This is a genomic window from Burkholderia sp. ABCPW 14, assembly GCF_001523835.1.
GTDB classification, from domain to species: domain Bacteria; phylum Pseudomonadota; class Gammaproteobacteria; order Burkholderiales; family Burkholderiaceae; genus Burkholderia; species Burkholderia mayonis.
In genome coordinates, this window is sequence record NZ_LOVS01000050.1 from 33,803 (window position 1) to 45,774 (window position 11,972).

At 66.6% G+C, this 11,972-nt stretch carries 17 protein-coding genes; 16 read left to right on the forward strand and 1 reads right to left on the reverse strand.

From position 1 onward, the window contains the following. The first annotated feature begins 25 nt into the window (after positions 1–25). From fliD to WS62_RS06625, 9 genes are read left to right on the forward strand one after another with little or no spacing between them, the layout of a single operon-like run. Complete coding sequence (gene fliD / locus WS62_RS06585) at positions 26–1,360, forward strand: flagellar filament capping protein FliD (protein WP_156440890.1); 1,335 nt, start codon at positions 26–28, stop codon at positions 1,358–1,360. A gap of 45 nt (positions 1,361–1,405) precedes the next feature. Then, positions 1,406–1,792, forward strand: a complete 387-nt coding sequence (gene fliS / locus WS62_RS06590; protein WP_082720766.1) for a flagellar export chaperone FliS — start codon at positions 1,406–1,408, stop codon at positions 1,790–1,792. After that, on the forward strand, positions 1,779–2,102 hold the full coding sequence (locus tag WS62_RS06595; RefSeq protein WP_066569221.1) for a hypothetical protein: 324 nt from the start codon (positions 1,779–1,781) through the stop codon (positions 2,100–2,102). Before fliS ends, WS62_RS06595 begins: the two co-directional genes overlap by 14 nt. Then, positions 2,099–3,292, forward strand: coding sequence for a flagellar hook-length control protein FliK (locus WS62_RS06600; RefSeq protein WP_066569224.1), 1,194 nt, complete (start codon positions 2,099–2,101; stop codon positions 3,290–3,292). The genes WS62_RS06595 and WS62_RS06600 overlap by 4 nt, the downstream gene beginning before the upstream one ends. Before the next feature lie 24 nt (positions 3,293–3,316). Further along, on the forward strand, positions 3,317–3,787 hold the full coding sequence (locus tag WS62_RS06605; RefSeq protein ID WP_066569227.1) for a flagellar basal body-associated FliL family protein: 471 nt from the start codon (positions 3,317–3,319) through the stop codon (positions 3,785–3,787). A 4-nt stretch (positions 3,788–3,791) separates the two neighbouring features. Further along, positions 3,792–4,502, forward strand: coding sequence for an RNA polymerase sigma factor FliA (fliA, locus tag WS62_RS06610; protein ID WP_066569229.1), 711 nt, complete (start codon positions 3,792–3,794; stop codon positions 4,500–4,502). 55 nt (positions 4,503–4,557) lie between these two features. After that, entirely contained in the window at positions 4,558–4,842 is a 285-nt protein-coding gene (gene flgM / locus WS62_RS06615; RefSeq protein WP_066486416.1) for a flagellar biosynthesis anti-sigma factor FlgM, read from the forward strand. Beyond that, positions 4,839–5,264 (forward strand): flagellar protein FlgN, encoded by a 426-nt coding sequence (locus tag WS62_RS06620; protein WP_066569231.1) that lies wholly within the window; start codon positions 4,839–4,841, stop codon positions 5,262–5,264. Before flgM ends, WS62_RS06620 begins: the two co-directional genes overlap by 4 nt. After that, positions 5,251–6,018, forward strand: a complete 768-nt coding sequence (locus WS62_RS06625) for a glycoside hydrolase family 73 protein (RefSeq protein WP_066569233.1) — start codon at positions 5,251–5,253, stop codon at positions 6,016–6,018. The genes WS62_RS06620 and WS62_RS06625 overlap by 14 nt, the downstream gene beginning before the upstream one ends. Here the strand turns inward: WS62_RS06625 and flgA are convergent. Beyond that, entirely contained in the window at positions 5,960–6,862 is a 903-nt protein-coding gene (gene flgA / locus WS62_RS06630; RefSeq protein ID WP_231748218.1) for a flagellar basal body P-ring formation chaperone FlgA, read from the reverse strand. The genes WS62_RS06625 and flgA overlap by 59 nt on opposite strands. A gap of 29 nt (positions 6,863–6,891) precedes the next feature. Between flgA and flgB the strand changes: the two genes are divergently transcribed. The 7 genes from flgB (at position 6,892) to flgH (ending at position 11,916) form a co-directional block, all read left to right on the forward strand. Further along, a complete protein-coding gene (flgB, locus tag WS62_RS06635; protein WP_066569239.1) occupies positions 6,892–7,281 on the forward strand; it encodes a flagellar basal body rod protein FlgB in 390 nt (129 codons plus the stop codon). A 34-nt stretch (positions 7,282–7,315) separates the two neighbouring features. Next, a complete protein-coding gene (gene flgC, locus WS62_RS06640) occupies positions 7,316–7,732 on the forward strand; it encodes a flagellar basal body rod protein FlgC (protein ID WP_066569240.1) in 417 nt (138 codons plus the stop codon). 43 nt (positions 7,733–7,775) lie between these two features. After that, positions 7,776–8,441, forward strand: coding sequence for a FlgD immunoglobulin-like domain containing protein (locus WS62_RS06645; protein WP_066569242.1), 666 nt, complete (start codon positions 7,776–7,778; stop codon positions 8,439–8,441). A 42-nt stretch (positions 8,442–8,483) separates the two neighbouring features. After that, positions 8,484–9,671, forward strand: coding sequence for a flagellar hook protein FlgE (locus WS62_RS06650; RefSeq protein ID WP_066569245.1), 1,188 nt, complete (start codon positions 8,484–8,486; stop codon positions 9,669–9,671). A 4-nt stretch (positions 9,672–9,675) separates the two neighbouring features. Beyond that, positions 9,676–10,404, forward strand: a complete 729-nt coding sequence (locus WS62_RS06655; protein ID WP_066569248.1) for a flagellar basal body rod protein FlgF — start codon at positions 9,676–9,678, stop codon at positions 10,402–10,404. A gap of 64 nt (positions 10,405–10,468) precedes the next feature. Then, the gene (gene flgG, locus WS62_RS06660) at positions 10,469–11,257 is read left to right on the forward strand and encodes a flagellar basal-body rod protein FlgG (protein WP_197422777.1); all 789 of its coding nucleotides are present in this window, start codon (positions 10,469–10,471) and stop codon (positions 11,255–11,257) included. Further along, positions 11,257–11,916, forward strand: a complete 660-nt coding sequence (gene flgH, locus WS62_RS06665; RefSeq protein ID WP_066569254.1) for a flagellar basal body L-ring protein FlgH — start codon at positions 11,257–11,259, stop codon at positions 11,914–11,916. The genes flgG and flgH overlap by 1 nt, the downstream gene beginning before the upstream one ends. The last annotated feature ends 56 nt before the right edge of the window (positions 11,917–11,972 follow it).

The window sequence follows — 11,972 nt, forward strand, 5'->3', positions numbered from 1 at the left end:
TTTTGGTCGAGAAGGCGAGTGAATCATGATTGACGTAATAAAAGATCCGCAGACATACGCGAAGACTTACGCAGACAGTTACATCGCTAGAGCGAACGCTTTGCTGAAAAAGCAAATCGATCGAAACAGCGTCTATAGCAGCGGCCTGAAGGCATTGGACGACGCGTTGAAGGCGTTCCGCAAAGCGAACGAGGAGCTCGTCAAGGGCGACAGCGTGACGCGAAATTCGGTCTGGCTGTCGAACGATGCGATCGCGAAAGCCACAGCGGCGCCGAACGCAAAGCCGGGCGCTTACGACTTCTATGTCAAGCAACTGGCAACGGCGAATCAGCGCGTGGTGAACCTGCCCGCTTCGATCAAGACGGAGGGCGCGGGCTCGTTCGAGATCACGCTGAATGACGGCACGAAATGCCGCGTGGACATCGAAGCGCTGGGCAAGGACGGCAAGGAGACCCTGACACCCGAGGAGCTTGCGCGCGCGATCAACGGAAATCGCGAGCTGGACGGCAAGGTCCGGGCCGAGGTGGTCAGCGGCAAGCTCGTGCTGACGTCCGCCGAGACCGGCGAGCAAAACGGCTTCACGATCGACGCGTCGGGGCTCAACGATCCCGGTCTGAAGCAGGCATTCGAAAGCGCGAAGGAAACGAGCCAGGCGCAGGACGCGATCATCCTGCTCGGCGGGGAGAACGGCGTCGAGATCAAGCAGCCGTCGAACGTACTGAATTCGATCGAAGGACTAACGATCACGTTCAACAAGACCGGCGCGGTCACGGTGAAGGTCTCCGCCGACAAGGAAGAGACCGTGAAGGGCGTGCGCGCGTTCGTCGACGCTTACAACGCGCTGATGGACGAGTTCGAGAAGCTCACGCGCGCGGGCAATGAGAAAAACAATGAGGCCGGCGGTCCGCTGGAGGCCGACGCTGGTGTCCGCGCGCTCGTCAGCCAGATCAAGAACACGCTGCGCAAGAGCGTGGACGGCGTCCGTCTGCATGAGCTCGGCATCGAAACGGATCGCAAGGGGCGGCTGAGCATCAACGAAAGCGCGCTCGACAAGGCGATGAAGGATAGCCCCGAAAAGCTCGACAAGTTGTTCGGCAACACGTCGACGGGACTCGTCGGCAATTTCGACGCGTTGCTCGATACGTGGCTGGACGCGTCGAAGGGGCAGATGAAGAAGCGCATGGAGTCGGTCGAGCATAACGAGAAGAAGCTCGATGCGCAATCCGACGATTTGAAGCGTCGCTACGATCGGGTCTATGAGCAGTATGTCAAGCAGTTCACCGCGCTGCAGGCGTTGCAGGCGAATCTGGAGTCGACGCTGACGCGACTCAACGATTTGTTCTCGACGAAGAACAACTAACCGCGCTTCGTGCCGCACGGGCGCTTCGTAAAGGACCGATTGAACGTGGAACACGTTGGATACCGCAGCTATCACGCTGCAAACCTCGAAACGCAGATCGCCAGCGCCTCTCCGGTGCAATTGGTCCTCGTGCTGACCGACGGCCTGCTCGACGAAATGGCGCGTGCGCGCGCCCACATCGAGGGCCGCCGGTATGAGGCGAAGGCCGCGAGCATCGACAAGTGCATCGACTTGCTCAACGGCCTGTCGAGTTCGCTGGACATGGAAGCGGGCGGCGAGGTGGTGAGCAAGCTCGCGGCGCTGTACGACTACTGCGCGCGCTGCCTGAGCCAGGCGAGCGTGGACCTCGACGTCGAGCCGCTCGACGAGGCGGCGCGCTTGATCGGCGTACTGCGCGAAGGATGGCAAGGGGCGCGCGATGGCGGCCGGTAGCGCGCGCCGCGTGGCGCTGATTGCGCAGGCCCGCGAGTTGACCCGAATGGTCTCGGTTCGCGATTGGGGGCGTGTCGCTCAGGTGCAAGCGCGCCTGCAGCCGCTGCTGGATGCGTGCCGGCAAGACGGCGGCCCCGATCGCGGCGAGCGGCAAGTGCTGGCGCATGTCAGACGGGCTTGCGAAGGCGCGATGACGGCGGCCGCCGGCGAGCGCGACGCGCTGGCGCGGCGGCTCGAAGCGATGCGCGCGCGAAAGGACGGATGGATCGCCTACTCGGTGATCAATGGGCTTGAGGACAACGAAACATGAACGCAACGAGTATTCCGTTCGCGGGCCGGGCGGACGCGGGTTCGGGCGAACGCGCCGGCGTGCGCCTGTCACGAACGGAAGGGCCGACGCCGACGCCGACGCCCGCGGCCGACGGCACGAGCGCGGGACAGACCGACACGAAGCCCGCGCGGGACGAATCGAAAGAGCCGGCGCGGCCCGATGCATTCGAGCAACTGATGCAGGCGCTGCACGTCTCGGCGGAGGCGCCCGCGAGCGTCGCGCTGCCTGCCGCGGCGGCGGCGCCCACGGGCGAGACGGGCGAGACGGGCGGGCCTTCCGTAGCGCGGGTAGCGCGGCCGGCTGAGGCGCGCACTGTACCGGCCGAGCCGGGCGTCACGCCGGCCGGGCTGGCGCTGTCCGCGCGCATCGACGGGCCGTCGTTCGGCGTTCATCCGATGCTCGATCGAACCGCCGTGTCGTTGGCCGAGCGCCGCCCCGCACAGGCGGCCTCTGGCGGCGCGACGGCCGTGCCGCGCGCGACGGACGGCGGCGATCGCGCGGCCGACTCGCGTGCGCCTGCCATGCCGGTTTCGCCGGCTGCGCGCGGCTCGGCCGACGAACCGCAACGCGTGCGCGGCGAGCCGCCGTCCGCGCCTCGCGCGGACGCGCGGGCCGGTCAGGACAAGTCTTCGGCGCTCGGCCAGGAGAAGCCCGCCGCCGGCCTCGCGCAGCCGTCCGGCTTTCCGGCGACGAGCGACTTTGCCGGCGCGTCGGGCGCGTCGGGCGCGGTGCGGCAAGCGGCGACGCAAAGCGCCGCTGCGCAGTGGGGGACGCAATTGCTGAACGCGCTGGGCGAGCGCGTCAGCGTGCAGGTGCGCGACGGCGTCGGTCAGGCCGTGATTCATCTGGAGCCGCAGTCGTTCGGGACCTTGCGAATCGCGATTCGGCACGAGGCGGGTGCGGTGCGGATTCAACTCGTCGCGTCCAACGAAGAGGTCGCGCGCCAGTTGCAGACCGTAAGCGAAGCGTTGCGCCAGGATCTCGCCGGACGCCACAACGGCGACGTGTCGGTGGTGGTCAGGCACGGGCAGGGATTCGGTCACGGTGAACGCGAGCCGCAGCGCGAAACGGCGGATGACCGCGACGCACGCCCCGGCATGGCGCTGGCCGAAGCGGACACGGCGGACGACGACGCCCGATTCCGGCTGGACGGTCCGGGCGTCGTCTAACAACAGATGAAGTCGAGTAGATCAATGAGCAAGAAGGCACGGATTATGACGATGGTGGGCGTGGCGCTGCTCGTCGCCGTCGCGATAGGCGGCAGCCTGTGGGCGTACTTCTCGTACGAACCGAAAGCGGCGACGGCAGACGCATCGCCGCCGCCGGACCCATACAAATATGTCGGCACGGAGCGCATTGTCGTGATGCTGAAGCAGCCGGACGTACCGGCTTCCCTTGCACGTGGCGCCGGCGTGCATTACGCGGTGCTGGATATCGTGTTGAAGACACGGCCCGAGAAAGAAGCGGCCACGCGCGCGCATTTGCTGCTGCTGCGCAGCCTCGTCGTGGAGGCGTTGTCGGGCTATACGTTCGACGCGCTGCGGCGCGTGAACATCGACCAATTGTCCGGGGTGCTGAACAAGAAGTTCGCTGAGTCTTATCGCAGCCGTCGCGCCGAGATGCCTTTCGAGACGGTGATGATCAGCAAGCTGCTGGCCGAGTGATGCCATGTCGACGCACATGGAGCACGCGACGCCGCCCGCCGCCTATGTCGGGGCGAACGCAACCGTCGAGCAGCGCTGGCTGATCGAATACGCACCGCTCGTGAAGCGCGTGGCGCGCCAGCTCGGCTCGCAGGCGAACGGGGCGATCGCGCTGGAGGACATGGAGCAGATCGGTCTCATGGGCCTGCTTGAGGCGTTGCGCCGCTATGGCTCGCCCGACGAGGCGTTCGCGGGATATGCGGCGTTGCGCGTTCGCGGCGCGATTCTCGACGAATTGCGACGGCACGACTGGCGGCCGCGCGCGGTGCGCAACGCCGCGCATCGCGCGCGCGATTGCGAGCGGGCGCTGCGTCGCACGCTCGGGCGCGTACCGACGGCGGGCGAAGTGAGCGCGTCGCTCGGCGTCGGCATCGATGAGTATCGCGAAAACGTCATGGCGAACCGGGCGGAAGCGATGGCCAGCTTCGACGAAATGCTCGACGCCGACTGGCTCTCGCACGACGACAACCCGGAGCGCCAGGTGGTGCTGTGCCGCTGTCTCGAACAGGCGTTGACGCGCCTCGACGAACGCGAGCAGCGCGTCATTCAGCTGTACTACGAGTTCGATCTGAGCCTGCGCGAAATCGCCGCCGTGCTCGAGCTCACCGAAGCGCGCGTCTGTCAGATCAACAAGGCGGCGCTCAGGAAAATGCGCGCCGCGTTGAGCGACGGCTAGGCGCGCGCCGGCGTCGCACGATTCGATTCGGCATGGTTTTTTTAGAGAAGCAGACATGAGACTGTCAGGTACGAAAAGCCGCACGCAGGTCCAGCGAGTCGGCGGCGCGGCCGCATCCGGCGCGCCGAAGGCCGTGGCGCCCGCACCGCCCGTCGAGCGCCGGGACGAGCCGGGCGAGGCCGCGGCGCTCGTCGCGGCGCGAACCGCGCTGCGCGCGATGCCCGATTTCGACGACGCACGCGTCGCGGAATTGCGCGCGGCGCTGCACGCGGGGCGCATTCCGTTCGACGCCGCGAAACTCGCTGGCCTGATCGAGCAATTTCACGGAGCGAAGCGATGAAACGGAAGGAAGCGTTCGCGCAGCTGTTCAGCGGCATCGAGCGGGACCTCGGTCGCTACCGGCAACTGCACGGCCTGCTGAATCAGCAGTTCGCCGCGGCGCTGCGGCGCGACAGTTCAGCGCTCGCGGCGACCGGTTACGCGATCGTCGCACTGACCGACGCGCTGATGGACAACCACAGGGCGCGCGGCCGCTGCGCGCGCGTGCTGACGAAACCGGCGGAGCCGAAATCGATGGCGGACGTCTGCGCCGTATTGCCGGCCGCGCCGCGCGACGCGCTGGCGCGTGAGTGGACGAAGCTGGAAACGCTCGTGACCGAATGCAAGCGGCTCAACCAGCGCAACGCGAGCTTGCTGATGTCGCAATTCGAGATCGTGCAGCGTGTGCTGTACGGCGAGGTCGATACCTATGTTCAAACTTGATTTCCCTGCTTTCGCGTCGAACCCGGCCGATGTGCGCATGCGCGCGCCGCTGCGCGGCGAAGGTGCGGAGCTTCACGACTTCCGGGCCGAATTGACGCGGTTGCAGCGCGATATCGCGCGGTCGATCGCTGAAGGATTCGACGCAGACGGCTTCGACGTGGTGGTGTCGGGCACGGTGTCCGTGCCGGCGGGCTTCGGCGTGTTTGCGCCCGGTCCGGGCAGCTCCGCCGCGCCGGACAAGCAGGCGTTTCTGGATGCGGTGTGGCCGTTCGCGCGAACGGCCGGCGCCGCGCTCGGCGTGTCAGGGGATCTCGTCGCCGCGCATGCGGCGCTCGAATCCGGCTGGGGCCAGCGGCCGTTGACGGCGGCGTCCGGCGCGGACAGCTACAACCTGTTCGGCATCAAGGCGGGCTCGGACTGGCAGGGGCGCGTGACCGACGTGCTGACGACCGAGTATGCGGCCGGGCAACCGATGAAGACGGTCGAACGCTTTCGCGCATATTCGGATTATCGGCATGCGTTCGACGACTACGTGACGCTGCTGAGCGGCAACGCGCGCTACCGCGGCGCGATGGGCGCGGGCGGCGACGCCGCGGCGTTCGCCGCCGGACTGGCGCGGGGCGGCTATGCGACCGATCCGGCCTATGCGGCGAAGCTGAGCCGCGTGGCCGCCGACGTCGCGGCCGCGCGCGGCGTCAACGCGCCGAGGGCGGCGTGGGGAGACCCACCGGCTCGGCCGTTCCCGCCGCGGTGATCCGCACATCGACGGTCTTGCGGTTCGAGCGGCCGCCGACGCGTATCGGAATGACGTCGTCCTTGCCGCCGCTTTGCATCGCGACGCCGGTGTTGACGATTTCTGCCTGGCCGACCCGCGCGACGACGCGCACGGTCTGGCCGCGCCGGATCAGTTCGGGCGTCTGCAGATGGCGGCGGCGCAGGATCTGCCCGGCGTGCACCGCGCGGCGGCTGGATCGGCCGATCGCATCCTCGGCGCGCGTGACCGTGTCGGTGAGCGACGCGATGTCGCGTGGCTCGTCGGCGAGGTCGTCCGCGACGATCGGCTGGCGCGCTTCGATGTCGCGCGCGGCGACCGGAACCGTCGCTTTGACGGTGGCGCGGGCGATCAGCCTGAACGGCGCACCCGTCTCGGGACAGCGCGCGGTGACGGTCATCCGGCCGAGTTGCCGGGCGTCGCCGATGGAGAAGGTGAACGGACGCGGGCAGGCAGGCAGCGGTGGTTTGGGCGGCAGGACAGCGAGCGTGATCTGCGCATCCGTCAGGCCGTCTTTGGCGGCCAGCGTCTTCAGTTGTTCGAGCGCGGCCGCGTGCGCCTGCGACTGAATGACGGAAGCGGCGGCCGCACTCGATGCGGGAACGGGCGACGCGTTCGCCTGGCTTGCCGGGATGCCGACGGCGAGGCCGGAAACGACGATGCGGAGCAGACGGATGAGACGGATGAGACGGACGAGACGGACGAGACGGACGAGACGGGTGTCGGACATGACGGGAGAACGTAGCGCTCGTTCGACCGAAGCGGCCGCAGGAACGGGCGGGTGAGCGGGTGGGAATGGGAAGCATGCAGGCCGGTCGGCGTGCATCGATTGAAGTGTATAGCAAGGAGGACTAAATGGCATTTGATTTGACCGGCGGATTGGATCTGCATCCCGCCGCGCTGAAGTTGCGGGCCGAGCGCACGAAGATGCTGGCGTCGAATCTCGCGAATCTCGACACGCCGGGCTATCAGGCGCGGGATCTGGATTTCAAGACCAGCATGGCGGCCGCCGCCGGCTCCGGACCGCGAGGCGACGCGTTCGGCGCGGCGTTCGGCGCGGCGCTCGACGGCGAAGCGACGCTCGGCTACCGCGTGCCGTACCAGCCCGCGCAAGACGGCAACACGGTGGAGCTGGGCGTCGAGCAGGCGGCGTTCGCGCAGAACGCCGCGGATTTCCAGACGAGCCTGACTTTTCTCAACCTCAAGCTCAAGGGCCTGCAGGCGGCCATCACGGGCAACGGTTGATCCGACGACCTTTCGACTAAACAGCGAGTTCACCATGAGTTTCAAAGACATCGCCCAGATCGCCGGCTCCGCGATGGCCGCGCAAACGGTTCGGCTCAACACGATCGCGAGCAATCTCGCCAACGCGGACGCCGCGTCGAGCACCGAGGCGTCGACGTACCGCGCCCGCAAGCCGGTGTTCGCGTCGATCTTCAAGGTCGGCGCGGACGGCGAGGTGAACGGCGCGGCCGTGCAGGTGCTCGACGTCGTGCAGAGCACGGCGCCGCTGCGCAAGGTGCATCAGCCCGGCAATCCGCTGGCCGACGCCGACGGCAACGTGCTGTATCCGAACGTCGATCCGGTCGAGGAAATGACCGACATGCTGTCGTCGACGCGCGCGTACTCGACCAATGTCGAAGTGCTCGGGCGCGTGAACGGCATGCAGATGGAATTGCTGAAGCTGGGGCAGTAAGCGCGGGTTCTTCCCGTTTCAACGACGTGAAAGGAGGTCAGGTATGTCGAATTCGATTCAATCGCCGTATTCCGGCAACGACGCGGCGGGCGCGCGCGGCAGCGAAACGCCCGCGCCGAACGTCAACCCCGAAGGTTCGCCGGCGGACTTGTTCGCGAAACTGCTCGACGCGCAGATCCGGAATCAGAACCCGCTCGAACCGATGGATTCGTCGCAGTTCGTCACGCAACTGATGATGATGCAGCAGACCCAGGCGATGAATGACGTCGCCGTGCTGACTAACCAGAACCTCGCGACGACGTCGAGCATGCTGGTCGTCGCGCTCGGCTCGCAGGTGGGCGCGGCCGTGATGGCGAAGGCCGATTCGATCGAGATCGGCGACGAGAAGGTGAAAGGCCGGCTGGCGCTCGAGAACGGCGCATCCAAGGTCACGGTCGTGTTGACGGGCCCGGACGGCGAGCAGCATCGCATCGACCTGGGCGAGCAGCCGAAAGGCGACGTGAATTTCGAAATCGATCCGCAAAAGCACGGTTTGCCGCCCGGCAAGTACAAGGTGAAGGTCGAGACGGGCGCGAAGACGGAGCCGGCGGTCGAGTTCAGGGGAACCCTCGAAGGGGTGCGCGTCGCCGCGGACGGCAAGGTCCGGGTGCGCGTCGCCGGGATCGGCGAGATCGACGTCGCGTCGATCACCAGTTTCATGGGGCGCTGAGTCTAGCCCTCGTTTCACACTCCACGTTCCGAAGGAGATTCCATGAGCTTCAACATCGCATTGTCCGGCATCAACGCCGTCAACAACCAGCTGAACACGATCAGCCACAACATCGCGAACACGGGCACCTACGGCTTCAAGTCGGGACGCGCCAATTTCGCGACGATGGTCGCGGGCGCGCAGCCGAACGGCACGTACATCGGCTCCATCACGCAGAACGTCGGCATCGGCGGCAGCATCCTGAAGACGGGGCGCGGCCTTGACGCGGCGATCCAGCAGGACGGCTTTTTCGTGACCAAGGATGCCGACGGCTCGTTGCTGTATACCCGCGTCGGCATATTTCAGCGCGCCGCCGACGGCTACATGGTGGACAACTTCGGGCGCCGCGTGCAGGGCTATGCGGCGAACGGGGCGCTCGGCGATCTTCAGGTGCCGAACACGGTCGAGCCGGCGAAGGCGAGCGACAGCATCGAATATGCGGGGAACCTGTCGGCCGACTGGAAAGTGCCGGAGAACCCGAACTTCAATAAGGATGACGATACTTCGTTCAACCATTCGATTTCGACGACCGTCTACGATTCGCTGGGCCGCAAGCATGTCGTCACGCAGTATTTCGTGAAGCAGCCCGCGCCGTCGACCGACATCGACACGTATTACGCGATGGACAACGAGCTGGTCGGCGGCGCGGCGCCGGTCAAGCAGACCCTGAAGTTCGACGAAAACGGCAAGCTCACGGAGCCGAGCGCGCCGGTCGCGCTCGATCTGGGCACGCCCGCCGGCGCGGGACCGCTCGTCGTCAATGTCAACTACACCGGCGTCATGCAGGTCGGCGGCGATTCCTCGACGACCACGAACAACCAGAACGGCTATGCGGCGGGCACGCCGGGCGAGCCGTCGATCGACGAGAAAGGCAACGTCGTCGTTCAGTACAGCAACGGCCAGAAGCGCACGGTGGGCACGGTCGCGCTCGCGGCGTTCGCGAGCGCCGACGGGCTGACCGCGGTAGGCGACACCGCGTGGAAGGCGTCGACCGCGTCCGGCAATCCGCTTTACGGGACGCCCGGCTCGGGGATGTTCAGCAAGCTTGCGACGGCGTCACTCGAGATGTCGAACGCGGACGTGACGCGGGAGCTGGTGGACATGATGTCCGCGCAGCGCAACTACCAGGCGAATTCGAAGGTGATCGCGACGGAGAACCAGATGATGCAGTCGTTGATGCAGGCGCTGTAACGCGATGGATGCGCTGATCTATACCGTCATGAGCGGCGCCGGCCGGGCGCTGCGCGCGCTCGAGGTGCATGCGAACAACATCGCGAACGCGCAGACCGACGGCTTTCGCGCCGAGCTCGAATCCGCTCGGACGCGATCGGTCGCGGGCTACGGCTATGACAGCCGTCACTTGATCGAGTTGCAGGCGAACGTGCTGAGCGCGGACGGGGGCGTCGTCGAGGAAACCGACCGCGAGCTGGACGCGGCCATCCAGGGCCGCGGCTATTTCACCGTGCAAGGGCCGAACGGCGGCAACGCGTATACGCGCGCGGGGAATTTCCAGGTCGATTCGGACGGCGCGCTGACCGTCAACGGCCGGCCGGTGATCGGCGAAGGCGGCCCGGTCGTGCTGCCGGAATTCACGAGCGTGCGCATCGGCGAGGACGGCACGTTGTCGATTACCGTCGCGGGCGATACCGAAGTCCAGGCGGTCGACCGGCTTGAACTCGTCGACGCAGACGCGTCCGAGCTGGTGAAGAACGAGATCGGCTTGCTGGTCCCGCGCAACGGCGCGCCGCTGCCGGCGAGCGACGACGTCAGGGTGCTGGGCGGCCATCTCGAGCGCAGCAACGTGTCGCCCGTCGACGAGATGACCTCGACGATGGCCCTCAACCGCGCATTCGAGGTGCAGATGCGTTTGTACAACGCGGCGGGCGACATGGCCGACGCGGGCAACAGGCTGATCCGCGGCTGATCGCGCGGATCGTGGCGGAGCGGTTCGCCGCTCCGCCCGTCATCCAGTTGAAGTGAGGAAAACGATGAATCAGGCAATGTGGATTAGCAAGACCGGCCTTCAGGCGCAGGATGCGAGGCTTCAGGCGATCGCGAACAACCTCGCGAACGCGAACACCGTCGGCTTCAAGCGCGACCGGATGGTGTTCGAGGATCTGTTTTACCGGATCGAGCGCCAGCCCGGCGCGCAGCTCGATCAGAACAACGCGACGCCGCTCGGCGTCCAGCTCGGCACCGGCACGCGCCTCGTCGGCACGCAGAAGGTGTTTGCGGACGGCAGCGTGCAGACCACCGGACAAGCGCTCGACGTCGCGATCGTCGGCAAGGGTTTCCTGCAGGTGCAGCTGGCGAACGGCGAAACCGGCTACACCCGCGCCGGCCAGCTGACCAAGAACGCGGAAGGCCTGCTCACGAACGCGCAAGGCCTGCCGTTGCAGCCCGAGATCGCGATTCCGGAGAACGCGACCGAGATCGTCATCGGCGAGAGCGGCGTCGTCGCGGTGAAGACGCCGGGGGGCAGCGAACTGACCGAGGTCGGGCAGGTTCAGCTCGCGGACTTCGTCAACCCGGCCGGGCTGCTGTCGATCGGCGACAACCTTTACATGGAGACCGTCGCGAGCGGTCCGCCGAACGAGGGGGACCCGGGCACCGACGCGTTCGGCAAGATCAAGCAGGGTTCGCTCGAGGCATCGAACGTGAAGGTCGTCGACGAAATGGTCGAGATGATCGCCGCGCAGCGAACCTACGAGATGAACACGAAGGTGCTGAGCGCGGCCGACAGCATGCTGCAGTACCTCGCACAGGCGGCGCGGTGATGCGGGTCCTCCTGATTGCGCTGCTGCTCGGAGGCCTTGCGCTCGCCGGCTGCACGGTGCTCGAGCAGCCGCGGCCCGACTTCTCCGACGACGATCTGCCGCCCCTTGCGACCGTGCCGGCGGCCGGCCGCTCGGGCGGCGTGTTCAATCCGGTGTCCGCCTGGTCGCTTGCGTCGGACGGCCGCGCTTACCGCCCGGGCGACACCTTGACCGTGGTCCTCGAGGAAACGACGCAGGCGAGCAAGCGCGCGGACACGCGCTTCGGCAAGAAAGGAGATTTCGAATTCAAGCCGGGCATGCTGTTCGGCAATCCGCTGACGTTCGATTCGTCGGTCGGCGTGAAGCGCGATTTCAACGGCAGCGGCACGAGCTCGCAGCAGAACACGCTGCGCGGCGAGATCACCGTCGTCGTCCATCAGGTCATGGCGGGCGGCCTGCTGCAGGTGAAGGGCGAGAAAGTGCTGGCATTGAATCAGGGCGAGGAGATCATGAGACTGACGGGCTACGTCCGCCCGGCCGACATCGACACGAACAACCGCGTGTCGTCGCGCCGCATCGCGAACGCCCGCATCAAGTACGTGGGCAAGGGCGCGCTGTCCGACTCGAACGCCGCCGGCTGGCTCACGCGCTTCTTCAATAGTCCGTGGATGCCATTCTGATGATGAAATCACTGCAACTAACGTGGCGGGCCGCGGGCGCCGTCGTGCTGTTGGCC